The organism is Bacillus sp. LB7 (genome assembly GCF_030449715.1).
GTDB lineage: Bacteria > Bacillota > Bacilli > Bacillales > Bacillaceae > Bacillus > Bacillus paralicheniformis.
This window is the reverse complement of record NZ_JASGCA010000002.1, coordinates 390,551-407,707: the sequence shown is the minus strand read 5'-3', so window position 1 is coordinate 407,707 and position 17,157 is coordinate 390,551. Positions and strand designations below refer to the sequence as shown.

At 46.2% G+C, this 17,157-nt stretch carries 17 protein-coding genes; 3 read left to right on the top strand and 14 right to left on the bottom strand.

The genetic code is table 11. From position 1 onward, the window contains the following. Positions 1 to 105 precede the first annotated feature (105 nt). From dnaK to gpr, 8 genes are all read right to left on the bottom strand, one after another. Positions 106 to 1,944, bottom strand: a complete 1,839-nt coding sequence (gene dnaK / locus QMZ64_RS04615) for a molecular chaperone DnaK (protein ID WP_301441143.1) — start codon at positions 1,942 to 1,944, stop codon at positions 106 to 108. 23 nt (positions 1,945 to 1,967) lie between these two features. After that, positions 1,968 to 2,552 (bottom strand): nucleotide exchange factor GrpE, encoded by a 585-nt coding sequence (gene grpE, locus QMZ64_RS04610; RefSeq protein ID WP_301441142.1) that lies wholly within the window; start codon positions 2,550 to 2,552, stop codon positions 1,968 to 1,970. Between the two features lie 79 nt (positions 2,553 to 2,631). After that, positions 2,632 to 3,663 carry a heat-inducible transcriptional repressor HrcA gene (gene hrcA / locus QMZ64_RS04605; RefSeq protein WP_020452261.1) on the bottom strand — a complete coding sequence of 344 codons (1,032 nt, stop codon included), beginning with the start codon at positions 3,661 to 3,663 and terminating at the stop codon, positions 2,632 to 2,634. An 80-nt stretch (positions 3,664 to 3,743) separates the two neighbouring features. Next, the gene (gene hemW, locus QMZ64_RS04600) at positions 3,744 to 4,883 is read right to left on the bottom strand and encodes a radical SAM family heme chaperone HemW (protein ID WP_243943053.1); all 1,140 of its coding nucleotides are present in this window, start codon (positions 4,881 to 4,883) and stop codon (positions 3,744 to 3,746) included. 59 nt (positions 4,884 to 4,942) lie between these two features. Further along, positions 4,943 to 6,781 (bottom strand): translation elongation factor 4, encoded by a 1,839-nt coding sequence (gene lepA / locus QMZ64_RS04595; RefSeq protein WP_059231276.1) that lies wholly within the window; start codon positions 6,779 to 6,781, stop codon positions 4,943 to 4,945. A gap of 145 nt (positions 6,782 to 6,926) precedes the next feature. Next, the gene (locus QMZ64_RS04590; protein WP_265626269.1) at positions 6,927 to 7,250 is read right to left on the bottom strand and encodes a YqxA family protein; all 324 of its coding nucleotides are present in this window, start codon (positions 7,248 to 7,250) and stop codon (positions 6,927 to 6,929) included. Between the two features lie 14 nt (positions 7,251 to 7,264). Further along, positions 7,265 to 8,470: a stage II sporulation protein P gene (gene spoIIP, locus QMZ64_RS04585; protein WP_265626268.1), complete on the bottom strand. Its 1,206-nt coding sequence runs from the start codon at positions 8,468 to 8,470 to the stop codon at positions 7,265 to 7,267. Positions 8,471 to 8,587: 117 nt separating this feature from the next. Further along, a complete protein-coding gene (gpr, locus tag QMZ64_RS04580; protein ID WP_050820711.1) occupies positions 8,588 to 9,694 on the bottom strand; it encodes a GPR endopeptidase in 1,107 nt (368 codons plus the stop codon). 204 nt (positions 9,695 to 9,898) lie between these two features. On the opposite strand from gpr, the gene rpsT reads away from it, so the two are divergent. Continuing rightward, positions 9,899 to 10,165 carry a 30S ribosomal protein S20 gene (rpsT, locus tag QMZ64_RS04575; RefSeq protein WP_020452267.1) on the top strand — a complete coding sequence of 89 codons (267 nt, stop codon included), beginning with the start codon at positions 9,899 to 9,901 and terminating at the stop codon, positions 10,163 to 10,165. Positions 10,166 to 10,450: 285 nt separating this feature from the next. Here the strand turns inward: rpsT and QMZ64_RS04570 are convergent, their stop codons facing one another. Together QMZ64_RS04570 and QMZ64_RS04565 are read right to left on the bottom strand one after the other, a co-directional pair. Continuing rightward, entirely contained in the window at positions 10,451 to 10,735 is a 285-nt protein-coding gene (locus QMZ64_RS04570) for an RNA polymerase alpha subunit C-terminal domain-containing protein (protein WP_265626266.1), read from the bottom strand. A 93-nt stretch (positions 10,736 to 10,828) separates the two neighbouring features. Further along, a complete protein-coding gene (locus tag QMZ64_RS04565; protein WP_265626265.1) occupies positions 10,829 to 11,185 on the bottom strand; it encodes a winged helix-turn-helix transcriptional regulator in 357 nt (118 codons plus the stop codon). Between the two features lie 250 nt (positions 11,186 to 11,435). On the opposite strand from QMZ64_RS04565, the gene QMZ64_RS04560 reads away from it, so the two are divergent. Continuing rightward, a complete protein-coding gene (locus QMZ64_RS04560; RefSeq protein WP_265626264.1) occupies positions 11,436 to 11,975 on the top strand; it encodes an NAD(P)H-dependent oxidoreductase in 540 nt (179 codons plus the stop codon). 87 nt (positions 11,976 to 12,062) lie between these two features. On the opposite strand, the gene holA is transcribed toward QMZ64_RS04560, so the two are convergent. Then, positions 12,063 to 13,088 (bottom strand): DNA polymerase III subunit delta, encoded by a 1,026-nt coding sequence (gene holA / locus QMZ64_RS04555; RefSeq protein WP_265626262.1) that lies wholly within the window; start codon positions 13,086 to 13,088, stop codon positions 12,063 to 12,065. Positions 13,089 to 13,317: 229 nt separating this feature from the next. On the opposite strand from holA, the gene QMZ64_RS04550 reads away from it, so the two are divergent. Beyond that, the gene (locus QMZ64_RS04550) at positions 13,318 to 13,449 is read left to right on the top strand and encodes a YqzM family protein (RefSeq protein WP_003183686.1); all 132 of its coding nucleotides are present in this window, start codon (positions 13,318 to 13,320) and stop codon (positions 13,447 to 13,449) included. A 23-nt stretch (positions 13,450 to 13,472) separates the two neighbouring features. Here the strand turns inward: QMZ64_RS04550 and QMZ64_RS04545 are convergent, their stop codons facing one another. The 3 genes from QMZ64_RS04545 to QMZ64_RS04535 form a co-directional block, all read right to left on the bottom strand. Continuing rightward, positions 13,473 to 15,860: a DNA internalization-related competence protein ComEC/Rec2 gene (locus QMZ64_RS04545; protein ID WP_265626259.1), complete on the bottom strand. Its 2,388-nt coding sequence runs from the start codon at positions 15,858 to 15,860 to the stop codon at positions 13,473 to 13,475. Between the two features lie 4 nt (positions 15,861 to 15,864). Further along, positions 15,865 to 16,434, bottom strand: coding sequence for a ComE operon protein 2 (locus tag QMZ64_RS04540; protein ID WP_243943042.1), 570 nt, complete (start codon positions 16,432 to 16,434; stop codon positions 15,865 to 15,867). A 68-nt stretch (positions 16,435 to 16,502) separates the two neighbouring features. Next, on the bottom strand, positions 16,503 to 17,132 hold the full coding sequence (locus QMZ64_RS04535) for a helix-hairpin-helix domain-containing protein (RefSeq protein WP_301441141.1): 630 nt from the start codon (positions 17,130 to 17,132) through the stop codon (positions 16,503 to 16,505). Between the last annotated feature and the right edge of the window lie 25 nt (positions 17,133 to 17,157).

The window sequence follows — 17,157 nt, the reverse complement described above, 5'->3', positions numbered from 1 at the left end:
TTAGGAAGAAAAAAGTCAAAGTCAAGAGATCCTGACTTTGACTTTCATCGCCTGTAAGGTCATGTGCTGTGCAAACCGGGGTAAGCACAGCACATTTTATTTCAATTATTTTTGATCTTTGTCGTCGTTTACTTCTTCATATTCAGCGTCAACGACATTGTCGTCGGCTTTTTTAGCGCCGGCGCCGCCGTCTTGCTGAGCCTGAGCCTGTTTTGCAGCTTCTTCGTAAAGCTTCATTGAAAGCTCTTGGACGATCGCTTGCAGCTCATCTTTTTTCGCCTTGATTTCATCAAGGTCATTTTTCTCGATCGCAGCTTTTAGCGCGTCTTTTGCTTCATTCGCTTTTTTCACTTGCGCTTCGTCTGCTTTGCCTTCAAGATCTTTCAGCGTTTTTTCAGTTGTGAAAACAAGCTGATCCGCTTCGTTGCGAAGCTCGATTTCTTCTTTTTTCTTTTCATCCGCTTCGGCGTTTTCTTCAGCTTCTTTAACCATGCGCTCGATCTCATCGTCAGAAAGGCCTGAAGAAGATTTGATCGTGATGTTTTGCTCTTTGCCGGTGCCCAGATCTTTCGCGCTGACGTTGACGATACCGTTCTTATCGATGTCAAATGACACTTCGATTTGCGGTACGCCGCGAGGAGCCGGCGGAATATCTGTAAGCTGGAAGCGTCCGAGCGTTTTGTTGTCAGCAGCCATCGGGCGCTCACCTTGGAGCACGTGGATGTCAACCGCTGTTTGGTTGTCAGCCGCTGTTGAGAACACTTGGGACTTGCTTGTCGGGATTGTCGTGTTGCGCTCAATCAGCTTCGTGAACACGCCGCCCATTGTTTCGATACCAAGTGACAGCGGAGTTACGTCCAGAAGGACAACATCTTTGACATCGCCTGTGATGACGCCGCCTTGAATGGCTGCACCAAGAGCTACGACTTCGTCAGGGTTGACGCCTTTATGCGCTTCTTTTCCAGTTTCTTTTTTGATCGCTTCCTGAACGGCAGGGATACGTGTTGATCCGCCGACAAGGATCACTTTGTCGATTTCGCTTGCAGAAAGTCCCGCATCTTGAAGAGCCTGACGGACAGGGCCCATTGTGCGCTCTACCAAGTGTGAAGACAGCTCTTCAAACTTCGCGCGGGTCAGTGTCAATTCAAGGTGCAGCGGACCTGCGTCACCTGCTGTGATAAACGGCAGGGAAATTTGCGTAGAAGATACGCCGGAAAGGTCTTTTTTCGCTTTCTCAGCCGCATCTTTTAAGCGCTGGAGCGCCATTTTGTCTTTAGAAAGATCAATGCTGTTTTCTTTTTTGAATTCTGAGACGAGATGATCGATGATCACTTGGTCAAAGTCGTCTCCCCCAAGGCGGTTGTCACCCGCTGTAGAACGAACTTCGAATACGCCGTCTCCCAATTCAAGGATGGAAACGTCGAATGTACCGCCGCCAAGGTCGTAGACGAGGATCGTCTGATCTTCTTCCGTCTTATCCAGACCGTATGCAAGCGCAGCTGCAGTCGGCTCGTTGATGATCCGCTCAACTTCAAGTCCGGCGATTTTACCGGCATCTTTTGTCGCTTGACGTTCTGCATCGTTGAAGTATGCAGGAACTGTGATTACGGCTTTAGATACAGTTTCGCCTAAATAGCTTTCAGCATATGATTTCAAATGCTGAAGGATGATGGCAGACACTTCTTGCGGCGTGTACTTTTTGCCTTCGATTTCAACTGTATAGTCCGTGCCCATGTGGCGCTTGACCGACATGATCGTGTTCGGATTCGTGATGGACTGGCGTTTCGCCACTTCACCCACCTGGCGCTCTCCGTTTTTAAATGCAACAACCGAAGGAGTCGTGCGGGCTCCTTCTGGATTTGGGATGACTTTCGGCTCTCCGCCTTCAAGCACTGCAACGCATGAGTTCGTTGTTCCCAAGTCGATTCCGATTACTTTGCTCATGATTTTTACCTCCTGCTATGTAGTTATTGATTGACTTTTACCATAGAAGGACGGATCACCCGGTCCTTAAGTTTATAGCCTTTTTGCAGTTCCTCAACGACTGCGTTTGATTCGTACGCTTCATCCTCGACCTGCATAACAGCCTGGTGCATGTTCGGGTCAAATTGCTCTCCGACTGAAGGGATCTGTTCAACTCCTTCATTTTTAAGAGCATCCAAAATTTGACGGTGCACCATTTCCATCCCTTGAAGCAGACTTTTCGTCTGCTCGTTGTCAGGATCGATCTGAAGTGCGCGTTCAAAGTTGTCAAGCGCCGGCAGCAAATCGCTGATGATGCGCTGGGAACGGTACTTTTCAGCAGCCTCAAGATCAAGGCGTGCGCGTCTTTTGTAGTTTTCAAAGTCCGCCTGAACACGTAAAAGTTTATTTTCTTTTTCTTCAAGACGTTCTTGAAGTTCTTTTAGTTGTTTTTCAAGCATTTCTGTTTGAGTGTCTTCTACCGGGGCATCAGCTTCAGGAGCCGTTTGTTCGGCTTCGGCTGTCTCCGCTTCTGTCTCGTTCAGTTCCTCTTGTTCGTTTAGCTCTTCGGTTTGTTTTTCTTCTGCCATCTGTGTTCACCTCCCTTAAAGGATGAGTTTCATGATAAAGAAGGGATTTCTCCCTTCTGTCTCTGTTTTAGGTACTGCCTTACCCATCATACAAACTTGTCAGCGCTTTTGACAAGTCAGATGATACGTGCTGAAGCAAACCGACGACGCGGGAGTAGTCCATGCGCGTCGGCCCGATGACCGCGATGGAGCCGATCTGTTTTGAGCCGACCGTGTATGTCGCGGTAATCAGGCTGCAGTTTTCCATTTCTTCATAGTCGTTTTCCTTGCCGATTTTAATGGTAATTCCTGACTCAGTCGACTGAAAAAGCCGGAGAAGCTCCTGTTCTTTCTCAATGAGCGACAATAGCGATTTCACTCTGTCAATATCGTGAAATTCGGGCTGATTCAGCATATTAATCTTGCCGCCGAAAAACAGCCGGTCGGTTTGAACAGATGAATCCAGCGTTGCGCCGAGCCCGTGTAAAATCGTATCGTAATTTTGGATATGCGACTTTAAGAAGATGACGACCTCTTTGAAAATCCTGTCTTTCAGCTCTGAGATCGGCACGCCTCTAAGGCGTTCATTTAATATATTCACCAGCTTTTCGAGATCGGAAAGATTGACCTCCGCCGGAAAATTGATCGTTTTATTCTCGACATGGCCGGTATTCGTTACTAGAATGGCAACGGCCTTCTTGGGCTGAATCGGCACAATCTGGATCTGTTTAAGATGGTTTTCGCTCAGTCTCGGACCGAGGACAATCGATGTATAATTTGTCAGATCAGACAGCACTTGAGCCGACTTCTGCACCGCTTTTTCGAGTTCAAAGATTTTTTCTTTGAAAACCGAATGAATAATGTTCAAGTCCGTTTTTGACAGCTTTCCGGGTGAAAGCAGATGATCGACATAATAGCGGTAGCCTTTTTCAGAAGGAATCCGGCCTGAAGATGAGTGGGTTTTTTCGATAAAACCGAGCTCTTCCAAGTCAGCCATTTCGTTTCTGATCGTTGCTGAGCTGAATGTGATATCTTCCTTTTTGGAAAGCGTTCTTGACCCTACCGGCTGAGCTGAACGAATGAAATCGTTGACGATAACCTGCAAGATTAACAGCTGACGATTTGTTAACATCCATATCACCCCTGTTAGCACTCGACACAACTGAGTGCTAATTGTATATCAAAATTACCAAACCGAAATCAAAATGTCAATTATAACTCACCCAGGAATGCCTGAAACACTTCATTCCCCAATAGTTTTCCATTATGTGATAAAAATACATTTTTGCTCGTGTTCACAATCAGCCCTGTTTCTTCCAGCGAACGGAGCACTTTCGGGAAGAGATCGTCGACAGTTCTTCCGTATTTTTCGAAAAAGCGTTCTTTGTCTACTCCCGCGGTTTTTCGAAGACCGAGAAACATTTCTTCTTCAATCTGTTCATTTTTTGTAACCCTGTGTTTTTCTTTATAAGGAAAGCCTGACTGCTCAATCAGGTCGATATAATGTTTGACAGGGCCGGCATTTACCGTTCTTTCACCATTGATATAGCCATGCGCGCCCGCGCCCAAACCGAAATACTCCTCATTGTTCCAATATGTGAGGTTATGTTTGCTCTCATATCCTGTTTTGGCGTAGTTGCTGATTTCGTATTGGCCGATGCCCGCTTCTTCCATCTTCCGCATCACGAGTTCGTACATTTCAGCTTCCTGATCCTGCGGCGGCAGATGAAGCCGGCCTTTTTTCATCAAGTTATAAAAAACGGTTTTCGGTTCGACGATCAGCGAATAGACCGAATAATGTTCAGCCCCGAGGGCAAGCGCCGTATCGAGCGATGAGGCGAAGTGGCCGATGGTTTGTCCTGGCAGGCCGAACATCAGATCAAGGCTGATATTATCAAATCCCGCCTTTCGCGCTCTTTCAAAGGAAACGAGTACGTCTTTTTGCTCGTGGACCCTGCCGATTTTTTTTAGCAGCTCGTCTTCAAACGTCTGTACGCCAAAGCTCAGCCTGTCTACACCGGCGGCTTTTAAAACATCCAGCTTTTCAGCCGATAAATCGTCGGGATTGGCTTCCACTGCAAATTCGGCAAGGCTTTCGGACGGTTTTAAAACGCGATGAATGGAATCAAGAAGCCGTTCAAGCTGCGCTGCCGACAGCGATGTCGGCGTTCCTCCCCCGATAAAGATCGTTTTCAGCTCCGGATGTCCGGCCGCTTCCATTGAATTGGCCATTTCCTTCTCTAAAGAGCGCAAATATTCATCAACGGGCTGAGATTGAATAAAAAACTTGTTGAAGTCGCAATAATGGCAAATGTGCTCGCAAAACGGAATATGGATATATGCTGCTTTCATTATTTTCACCTTCTTTTACAGGAAGAAGCCGCAGTGTGTTACGCTGCGGCGGCTCATGATTATGATTTCGGACCGCTGTCGTCCATTTTCAGGACTGCCATAAAGGCTTCCTGCGGAACTTCGACAGAGCCGACCTGTTTCATTCTTCGCTTTCCTTCCTTTTGCTTTTCAAGCAGTTTGCGTTTTCTGGAAATATCCCCACCGTAGCACTTCGCCAAAACGTTTTTGCGCATGGCTTTGATGGTTGAACGGGCGACAATTTTTGTGCCGATGGCTGCCTGGACAGGCACTTCAAACTGCTGGCGCGGAATGAGTTCCTTCAGCTTTTCGACGATAACCTTACCCCGTTCATACGCATAATCGCGGTGAACGATAAAGGAAAGAGCATCGATTTTTTCGCCGTTCAGCATAATGTCCATTTTCACGAGCTTGGACGGTTTATATCCGATCAGTTCGTAATCAAATGACGCATAGCCTTTCGTATTTGATTTAAGCTGATCGAAAAACTCGTAGACGATTTCCGCAAGCGGAATTTCGTAGACAATGCTGACGCGGTTCGCATCAAGGTACTGCATATCGATAAACTGGCCGCGCTTGCCCTGGCACAGTTCCATGACCGCGCCGACAAAGTCGTTCGGCACCATCATCGTCGCTTTGACGAACGGTTCTTCGACCCGGTCGATCTTCTGCGGATCAGGCATATTTGACGGGTTATCGACGACGATTTTTTCTCCGTCTGTCATGTATACGTCATAGATAACGCTCGGAGCCGTCGTAATCAAATCGATGTTGAATTCGCGTTCAATCCGCTCCTGAATGATTTCCATGTGGAGCATCCCCAGGAAACCGCAGCGGAAGCCGAATCCGAGAGCCTGGGACGTTTCCGCCTCATACTGCAGGGCTGAATCGTTCAGCTCAAGTTTTTCAAGCGCTTCCCGCAAGTCGTTGTATTTCGCTGTATCAATCGGATACAGACCGCAATAGACCATCGGATTCAGCTTTCTGTAGCCTGGCAGGGCTTCGGGCGCTGGGTTTTCCGCACTTGTAATCGTATCCCCTACACGGGTGTCTCCGACGTTTTTGATTGCGGCCGTCAGGAATCCGACGTCGCCGACAGTCAGTTCGTCAACCGGAACAGCCTTCGGTGTGAAAACGCCGACTTCAGTGACTTCAAATTCTTTTCCCGTCGCCATCATCTTAATTTTTTGACCGGCTTTTACGGTACCTTGGACGACTCTGATATAGGCGACGACCCCGCGGTATGCGTCATACAGAGAGTCAAAGATCAGAGCCTGAAGCGGCGCTTCCGGATCTCCGCTTGGTGCGGGAACCTTTTCAACGATCTGCTCCAATATTTCTTCAATTCCGATGCCTGCTTTTGCTGAAGCAAGGACGGCGTCTGAAGCGTCAAGACCGATGACATCCTCGACTTCCTGGCGGACGCGTTCGGGTTCTGCGCTCGGAAGGTCGATTTTATTAATGACCGGCAGAATTTCAAGGTCGTTGTCAAGCGCAAGGTAAACGTTTGCCAGCGTTTGCGCCTCGATTCCCTGTGCGGCGTCGACGACGAGAATCGCGCCTTCGCATGCGGCAAGGCTTCTCGAAACCTCATACGTAAAATCGACGTGTCCCGGGGTATCGATCAGATGAAAAATATATTCCTCTCCGTCCTTTGCCTGATATTTCAGCTGTACGGAGTTCAGTTTAATGGTGATTCCTCTTTCACGTTCCAAATCCATCGAGTCGAGGAGCTGTTCTTTCATTTCCCTTTGAGTGATTGCCGCCGTTTTTTCCAGGATTCGATCCGCAAGCGTTGACTTGCCGTGGTCGATATGGGCGATAATAGAGAAATTTCGGATTCTCGACTGCCTTTGTAATCGTTTTTCTTTATCTGTCACACTAATCACTCCTACTATGAAACGCAATATGCGCTAGCTTAGATTATATCAATAGGGTTGTGAAGATTCAATGCTAAGTCACATATGCTTTCTAAACCCGAAAAAGAAAAAACGAGTCCTCCATCCGGCTCGTTTTTTCTTTTACTTATTCCGTTTTTTTCTTTATCCAGTCATACAATGAACGGGCTGTGTTTGTGACCGAATCGGCCAGGGCGCGGCCTGCCGAGGAAAAGAGGTTGAAAGCTTCCAGATGTTCCAGCTCTTTTTGTTTTTCCTCCAAATCGATTTGATGGCCGAGGACTGACGCCTCTTTCGCATCCCCTTCAGATATGCTGAGCGCCGCTTTTAAATCAGGGTCCTGATACCCTTTCATTTCAATCATTCCGTTGTTCGCCTGCTGCATGCCGAGAAGGACGCCGAAAAACATGACAGCGCAAGCCAATATGCATTTTCCCATAAAAGAAGCCACTTCCATCACCTGTCCTATTGTTTTTTCTTATCGTCTTCACCGGTGTCTGCATCAACTTTTTCAGCATTCCAATACATCTCGCTGAATACATCCGCCATCGCTTCTGCAGCCCGCTCCAGCTCTTCGCGGTTATTATCTACGCCGCCAAATTCGATTAAGACGGATCTTTCGTTTAAATCCTGATTATATATGCCATTATCCCCGGCAGCTCCCTTAGATATAACACCGCGGCTCAATCCGGGATATTTTTTTTCCAGCCGTTCATGCAGTTCTTTTGCCAGCTTTAAGTTCGATTCGAAATTAGAGCTCTTCTTGCCGAGCACAAATGCAACACGTGCATAGCTTTTTCCTTTGACAGTTGCGGTTGTCGCTTTCTTCCGCTGCGAATCCCTGTGAATATCGATAAAATACTGTAAATCTTTGTTTTGAGCCATCGCCTCTTTAACGACCGGCCTTGATTCATCATAGGAACGGGCATAAGCCCAGCCTTTTTTCCGCAAATTCGCCTGAAAGTCGGTTTTATCAACCATTGCCCCGACACCCTGCGACTTCATCGCATTTGCGAGCATATCGCTGACAAGCGTAACATTTGCTTTCGAATGAAGCGCCCGATTAGGTTCCGTCTCACCTTTTAAAAAGGGGAGATACGATTCCGTATTGTGCGTATTGTAGATAAATACGACTTTTCGGCCGCCCGTCGATTGTTCAGGGGGTTTTTCCTCCCCTGTTTTCTTTTTCTGCTTCCCTTCAAGCTCTGCAAGATTCGCTTCTCTCTCCTCTTTTAAGACCTCTGTCGGCGGCGGAGATTCTGACGGCATATTTGTGTAATCCGTCCCTTGCCCTGCAATGAGGATTTCCGAGTCAAAATGAGAGAAGCCCGGAAGCTCCCGTCCGAGAAAACTTCGCGGATCTTTCAAATTAATGCTGGTCGCCAGTTTCAAGACGATGGGAGAAAGCTCAAAACGTTTATTCGGTTCCGGCAATTCTGATGCAAAGTAGTGGTTTTCCATTCCCAAAATGAGCCCAAAGGTCTCGCCCGCCAGTTCATCAGTCACCCGGTACAACGATGAAGACGGCCTCAACTCAGGACGCAGCGATGTCAGCACGCCTGATAAAATAAAAACGAGCAGCAGGCTGACGATAAATAAGAATACTGTCTTAACCGCGTTTCTTCCATTTACAGCCAGCACAAACTGACGATTCCTGCCCCTTTTTCTCATCGCAAATCCCTCCAGAGCTTGTCTAGTAAATAGACTATGTACAAGATAGAGGAAGTAGAACAAGTTTCGGCAATGCTATAAGCACGAAAAAAAGCGGCCTGGTCAGCCGCCTTGATCTTAGTGGTTATACATTCCTTTATTGTCTTGCGAGACATTTTCATGAAGCGCTGTGTTCAGACCGTTCGCAATCACATTTGCCATATCATCGATAAAGGTATCGACCTCTTTAGGGGTCACCATTAAGTTATGGCCGAGCGGAGCGAGGACTTCATGGATCAGCTGCCTTTTTTCATCCTCTGCGAGGCCTCCGACTATACCGAGAAACGATTTGCGGTGCTCCTCATCGGGAAGGTCTTCTTCGGTGAGGACCTTTCTTTTCCCAAAGCTCATCCCCGCGGGAACGAGTGACCTGGACGGACTGTCATCTCTCATCTCTCTCCCAAAATGCTTCAGCATATAATCAATCGTATCACTCGTGATTGTGACGGCATCGACCACCGTCGGAACACCGATGGCGATGACCGGAATGCCAAGCGTATCCTTGCTTAATTCTTTTCTTTTATTCCCCACCCCAGACCCGGGGTGTATCCCGCTGTCTGAAATTTGAATGGTAGAATTCACACGCTCGATCCCCCTTGATGCCAGCGCATCAATGGCAATGACAAAGTCGGGCTTTGAGCGATCGATTACCCCTTGGATAATGTCGCTCGTTTCAATCCCGGTCAAGCCCATGACTCCCGGGGAAAGCGCGCTCACCGGACGGTAGCCATCCTCTACATTTTCGGGCTGCAGCTGAAAAAGGTGCCTCGTCACGAGAAGGTTCTCCGTCACTAGTGGGCCGAGCGAGTCGGGCGTGACATTCCAGTTGCCAAGCCCTACAATTAAGCAGCTGGCATCCCGCGGAATGTTCAAATAATCGAGAAATGCGGAAAATTCCTTCGCGAACACATTGACGACTTTTTCCTGCAAGACGGAATCCTGCTGCCTGATCCCTTGTGTTTCAAAGGTTAAATAGCGGCCGGCTTTTTTCCCCGACAGCTTCGCTCCTTCTTCATCAATGTCCATCGTCTGAATTTTGATCCCGTCTTTTTCGTATTCTTTGACTGTAAACCCTTTCAGCTCTTTCTTTGGAGAAGCTTCCTTTTCCTCTGCCAGATCCCTCGCTTCCACGGCTAAGTCTGTCCGGACTGCATATTGACTTAAATCAAGCTTCTTTTTCTCCATATTTGCATTCCCTCCAAAAACATAACTGGTGTTAGTGTGCCCACAAGGTCTGCAAACATTCCCACGAAGCGGCGCTTTCAAATAAAAATACTTTACATTTATATTGCAATCTAAGGGTGTGTTTGATAGAATACAATTTGTTCTATTGTTGAGATCTAACCTATAGAAAAGGAACAGAGGTTATGTCTTAGGAGGTGAAACACATTGCCAAACATTAAATCAGCGATCAAACGCACAAAAACAAACAACGAGCGCCGCGCGCACAACGCAACAATCAAATCTTCAATGCGTACTGCTATGAAACAAGTTGAAACTTTCGTAAGCAACAACGAAGCAGACAAAGCGAAAGCAGCTCTTTCTGCAGCAGCAAAGAAAATCGATAAAGCAGCTAAAAAAGGTCTTGTCCACAAAAACACCGCAGCTCGTTACAAATCAAACCTAGCGAAAAAAGTGAACGGACTTTCTGCATAATAGAAAGCTTGGCCATGCCAAGCTTTTTTGCTTGCCGTCATAAAAAACGGCTCTCTTAAATGAGAAGCCGTCAGACCGCAAAAATAGCGCGATTCAGGTCTGTGCCGACAGAGAGGAGCTTTCATGTCAGCCATGCTCCACTCGCACGGAGCTATTTTTTGAATGAGGCTGTCTTCGGACAGCTGTTTTCATTCAAACATATAATTATTGATTTTTATACAAAATGAGGGAACTTCCGAAAAAGGAAGTTCCCTTGCTATGTACAAGAATAATCATTCATGGAGTTTAACTTTTAAAAGATAACCCTTTTTCCTTCAAAGCCCCCCGTAATTTAGGCAAAGATGCCGGGCCCATACCGTGAAATTGCAAAATCTCTTTTTCGCTGTATTTTGACAGATCCTGCAAAGAAGTTATTCCATTGTGTTCCAAAGCTCGTCTGGCTGGCGCAGAGAGCAATGAAAGAAATCCGTTGTCAGGTTTGCGCTGTTGCTCACAAATCGGGCAAACAGGACAATCACTGCTTTTATCATACTCATGCCCTTTGCTGCAAGTCCTTAAATTCTTTGTCACTTTTACATGTCTCCCTTTCTCAATTATTTATTTTCACCCTTTTTACAGCCTGCAGACCTTCAATGTTTTCGGTTTTATCTTTCCTGCCCTTTCTCATTCCTCTTCATCACTTAATTTTTTCACAAAGTCGAGATGTTTATATCCCCAGCTGCACATATCGGTCAACACCGGCGCCAATGTTTTTCCGTGCCCGGTTAAACTATATTCGACCTTCGGAGGGATTTCCTGATAAACTTGCCGTTTGACGAGACCATCATGTTCGAGCTCCCGAAGCTGGTTGGTCAGCATCCCCTGTGTAACACCAGGGAGCATCCGCCTCAGCTCTCCGAAGCGTTTGGTGCCTTCATGAAGTAATACGAACAGGATCAGCGGCTTCCATTTTCCTCCTATGGCCGCCAAAGTTATGATTATACCTTCCGTCGTCTTCATTTCCTGTACTTTTGACTTCATCTTTGTCAACTCCCGATTCGGATTCGTGATATCAGTTACGTTACCATATCATTCTGATTCGCGGTAGTACTCTTATTTTACACACATAGTACGGTTTATCGTACTACCATAAAAAGTTCTTTCACCGCAATCGTACGATTTAAAGGACTTTGTACGAAAAAAAAGCGTACTTTGCAATGCCAAAAATATTCGTAATAATTGGGACGAACAAAAGTTCAAGGAAAACAACAAACAGTAAAGGAAGATCTTTATGAAAATAATGGTAATTGCGGCACATCCAAATCTGAGGGAGTCCAAATGGAACAGGGCACTAATGAACGAATTGAAAAATCATCCTGATGTCTTGATTCGTGATCTGTATCAGGAGTATCAAAATTGGAGTATCGATGTTGAAAAAGAACAGCGATTATTACTTGAATATGACCGGATCGTTTTTCAGTTCCCATTTTATTGGTTCAGCTGTCCGCCTCTTTTGAAAAAATGGTTTGATGATGTGCTGACATACGGCTGGGCGCACGGCCCCGGAGGCGAAAACTTGAAAGGCAAAGAATTCATGATTGCTACGACAACAGGCGGAGCGGAAGAGGAATATCGCGTTGGGGGCCGCAATATGTTCACTGTAAAAGAGTATTTACGGCCGATTGAGGGTACTATTATCCGATGTCACGGCACGTTTCTTCCGGCTTTTGCATCCCACAATCCTAATGACAATATCCTCAAAGCCGAAGCGAAGCAATATGCAAAGCATGTTCTATCACCTAAGGATGAAGCTTGCCGATTATGGAGGTAAACTGAAAAAGAAATAAGAACAACTGAAAAGACTGTCGAGGTTTTCTCGACAGTCTAACGGCTCTCTAATTTTAAGAGAGCCGTTTTTTCAATCGGACTGCAAAAGCTTGAGCAAAAACAGCTCAAGCAGGAGCTGCTTGTCTTTTTTGCCTGTCTTCATTTCATAATCCATAACGGCGAGATGCTCGATGATGCTTTTCAGCTCTTCTTCAGAAAACAGCCTCGCCTGGTCGATCGCGAGCTTCACCCTGAACGGGTGAACTTTGAGGTTTGAGGCGATTTGCTTTTGCCCGTACCCCTGCTGCGAAAAGTATTTTGTCTGCATCAAAAGCCTGAACTGGTTTGCGATCAGCGCCATCATTTTGATCGGTTCTTCATTTTGCTTTAACAGATCATAGAAAATCTGCAGCGCTTCTGTACGCTTCCGGTTCACAACCTTGTTGATCAATTCGAAAATGTTCTGCTCGAGACCTCTGGCAACGAGCTTTTTGACGTCTTCAAGCGTGATCGAATCCCGATCACCAATATATGTACTAAGCTTTTTCACCTCTCGGGCAATGGCCGACAGGCTGGCATTACACAGGATGACAAGCTCTTCCGCCGCTTCTCGTTCTATGAGCTTCCCCTCTGATTTTGCAAGCCCCGCGATAAAATCAGCCGTTTCCCGGCCGTTCAGTTCTTTTGCTTCAACCATTTGGGCGTGTTTTTTCAAGAGCTTGGTCAGCTTTTTCCTCTCATCAAGCTTTTCATAAGGAGCGAGCAGCACAAAAACGGAATAAGGCGCCGGCTGCGCAATATAATCCTCCAGGCTCCCGAGGTTATGCTCCGTTTTATCTTTCTTTTTTTCAGCTGTTAAAAAAGACGGGTTTTTCGCAACTACAAGACGCTTCTCCCCCATAAACGGAAAAGTTTCAGCATCTTCAACAGCAAGGTCTAATGCCTCTTCTTCCAAATCAAATACGGAAAGGTTGAAATCCTTCGTCTCTTCATCAACAACGGCTTGTCTGATCCTTTGAACCGTCTCCTGCAGAAGATACGTTTCTTTCCCGTATAAACAATAAACAGGATGAATATCGCCTTTTTTTAAGCTTTTCCAAATATCAAATACCGTCATCTGCACTTTCCCCTCTTTCATCCTTCCTTTCTATCCTAAAGCGTGTTTTGCAATTAGTAAAGAGAGAAGCGGAGTCACCCGCTCTCTCATTTATAATAAACGCCTTCCATAAACCCCCGGGTTAGTTTATAGAAGACGATGTTCATAAATTTTAGAAAACGGTTGCATGAAGCTCCTAGATTTTTGCAAAGAATTGAATTATACTGGATATCAATAGGAGGGGTAAATTGTGAATGAATTTGAAAAAGACGTGCAAAGCAAACGTAACGATCTTGTAGATTCAGGTGTCGGTTTCATCGTGTCTTTTGGCTTTTTCGCTACAATGTTTATTATCGCTACTGTTATACATCTGGCCGCTTAATCAAGCCAAGTCATGGACACCGCTTACTCTCCGTCAGGCAAGCGGCTTTTTGACGACTGCTGTTTTTCAGCAGTCTTTTTTTCTTGCGGGGAATGTACTTTATCATATGGGGGATGAAGCAAAAACGTTCCGTTCCCATCTCGAAATAGGTACTGAATCGAACCGTGCTGATCCGTTCTGAACACCTTCACATGGTGGCGGTTTAAGATATCCAGCACTTCCCTGTGGGGATGGCCGTAGCGGTTGTGCTCTCCCGCCGAAATGATGGCTGTTTTCGGCTCAATTTGCTTAATCAGATCTTCCCCCGTAGAACCTTTGCTTCCATGGTGACCGACTTTCAGAATATCCGCTTTAAGATTCGGATACACTTTCATGAACTCATTTTCACCTTCTTTCTCCAAATCGCCCGTTAACAGCCATGAAAATTCGCCCGCTTTCATCCACAATACGAGGGAACCGTTGTTTTTGCTGTTTTTGTCCGCCTCTTTCGGTGAAAGAACATAAAATTCAAGATTGCCAATATGAAGGATGTCACCTCTTTTGGCTACATGCACCTTGACGCCTTCTTTCAAGGCAAGGCGAAGCAGCTTTTCATCAGACGGTTCGGCTGCGAAGCCTTTCGGCACGATCAATTGCTTGACTTTATGTTTTTGGATCAGCACTTGAGCTTCACCAATATGATCCTGATCAGCATGAGTCAAAATTAAAGCATTGAGTTTCTTGACTCCTTTGGATGCCAGAAATGGCATTAATACGCTCTCTCCCAGGGAAAAATCCTTTTTCCGCTTTCTCCACTGCTCTTTCCGAAAGGATACGGTTCCTCCCGTATCAATGAAGACGGTGCCATTCTGACCGGGAGCGCTGACATACATGCTGTCACCTTGGCCGATATCAAGCATCGTGACCTCTCCTTCTCCTGCAAACTGAGGAAGACATAAGTGAATCGCAAACACAGCGGCAAGGAAGCCGGACGAAATCATAACTGCACGAAACGATATCTCTTTTTCAAGAAACAGCAAAAACAGAAAAATAGCTGCGAAGTAGAAAAACAACAAAATATCCGGCGGTTTAACCGCAGAAAAAACGAAAACATCTGCGGCAGACACCACTTTAACAGCCTGATGGCTCCACATAAGCAGACGGTCCAGCACACAGGCTGCCGCCTCCCCCAGGGGACGAAAACATATGAAAGCCAACAGACTTCCGAAAGACAGCGGCATGATGATAAAAATATAGAGAGGTATGAAAAGCAGATTCATCACTGTGCTGAGAAATGAAAACTCTTGAAAATGAATAAGCAGAATTGGAAGGGAAGCGAGCTGAGCCAAAAATGACCCCAATAGCAGCTGAGAGATTCGGCTTTTCGGTTTGATCAATATTTCTTTTGAAAGAATGAAAACGAAGGATACGGCAAAAGAAAGCTGAAATCCGGCTTGAAATAGCAGATAAGGATGATACAACAGCAGTCCGAGGCAGGCGATGCTGATCACATCGGCGCTTTTGAAGTTCTTATTAGACAGTGATGCCAGCAAATAGATTTCAGACATGAGAACCGCCCTCACTACCGATGGGGCGCCTCCGGTCAAAACTGCCGCAACGGGCAGCCCGAAAACGAGCAGCCATTTGGCGCATTCCCTCGTCAAACCGAAGCGAATAAATACGTGGAACAGAGCGGCCGACAACAGACCGACATGAAGCCCGGAAATCGCTAAAAGGTGAATGATCCCAAGGCGCTGATAGCCGTCCAGCACATCTTGTTCAATGAGAAACCGGTCACCGAAAGTAAGCGCTCTTACAATACCGGCAGCCGGGTTCGCCATATTTTCTTCTGTAAAATCAAGGCCCGCTTTTCGGATGTTCAATAGAAATGGCATAAGACCGCCGCCCGGCTTGCAGTTTTCAATAGACTGAACTGCAAATATCCAGTGAATCCCTTTTTGATACAAGGATTCTTTTTGATCAAAAGTTCCAGGAACCGTCTCTTTTTTCGGCGCTTTTAATTCACCTTGCATGACACAGATGCTTCCCGGCTGAAGAGCGGAGAGCGCCCGTTTTTCTTGCAGAGACCGGATCGTATAGCCCGCTTTCAAAGCTTCCCCCTTATCTGTTTCGGCTGTGAAAGAAAGCCGGTCTCCGTCTATTATGGGGATATCCCGAACAGAAGCGAACGTGTGAAATTTGCCTTCATGATAAATCGTTGTATTGAAATGATCGATCATGCAAAAAGAAGTGAAATATAAAATACAAATCGCTGCACATATGATGAAAAGGAGTATTTGTTTCTTGAAGAAACAGAGGATGAAGAACAGAAAAAAACCGACGGTGAGGAAGAGATAAAGAGAAGAGTGAGCGGAAGCGATTCCGGCTGCCGCTGAAATCGCTCCGCACGGGAAGATGCGATGTTTATCCATTGGATTACACGTAGCTTGTAAACAATTTGTTGGCCTCTGCGTGTATTTTCCTGATTTCCTCTTCCTCAAGACCTTTCTCAGCCAGCTGCTTGATCAGATCGGCCACAAACGATAACTTTTCCTGGTTTTTCAAGTCGATAATCATCTCATCGAGCTCTACCTGCTCCACTTTAACAGAAGCCTGATCGAAAAGTTCAACCGCGTAAGGATGGTTTTTGTAATCCTTCGCATAGTATATCGTTTTTATACCTGCCTGAATGATCGATTTACAGCATTGAATACACGGAAAATGCGTGACATATATTTCAGCACCTTCGGTCGGAACGCCGAATTTTGCACACTGAAGAATCGCGTTCATCTCGGCGTGAATCGTTCTGATGCAATGCCCGTCCACCATATAGCAGCCTTCATCCGCACAGTGAACACCTCCAGCGATCGATCCGTTGTAGCCTCCTGCGATAATTCGTTTATCCCTGACAATCGTCGCCCCTACAGCAAGCCTTGTACACGTGCTGCGAAGCGCCAGCAAATGGCTTTGCGCCATAAAATATTGATCCCAAGAAATCCGTTCCACTTGTTTTCCCTCCAAAAATACGATGTCGACTTCCCTAAGTTTACATATGTTTATCCACAAACGTCAATTTACTTTACTGTGATTGAAGATTTTATTCTTTCAAAAGACTTTTCTCCAATTCCCGAAACGTTTGTTATGTCTTCAATCGTCTGAAACATTCCGTTTTCCTCGCGGTATTCGATTACCGCTTCCGCTTTTGAAGGACCGATCCCGGGAATCGTCTGAAGCTCCTCAGAGGAAGCCGTATTGATATTGACGATATCACCTGAGCTGCCGTCTGCTCTTGAGTCCGCTTCCGAAAAAGAGCCAGCAGCCTCTTCCCCTTCAAATGGAATGTAAAGAACCATACCGTCCCGCAAAACGGCTGCCAGATTAATTTGCTTTTCGTCCGCTTTTTTCTCGGTGCCGCCTGCTTTTTTCAATGCATCGTGCACCCTGTCTCCCTCCTTCATTTGATAGACGCCCGGATTTTTCACAGCGCCTTTCAAATCGATGATAACCTCCTCTCTCCCCGCGTTTTTTTCCCGCTTCACCTCCTCTTTCTTCTCAAAAGTCTGTGCAGAAGCCTCTTCAGGAATGGAGAGGCCTGATGAAGTTTCACGCTTTCCGCTTAACAGCATGAAGGCAGCGCTGATGATCAAGACGAGTGCCACGCTTCCCGCCGCATGCCATTTATATTGTTTTAGCCAATCTGTCAAACTGCTCACCTGCTTTCATACATAT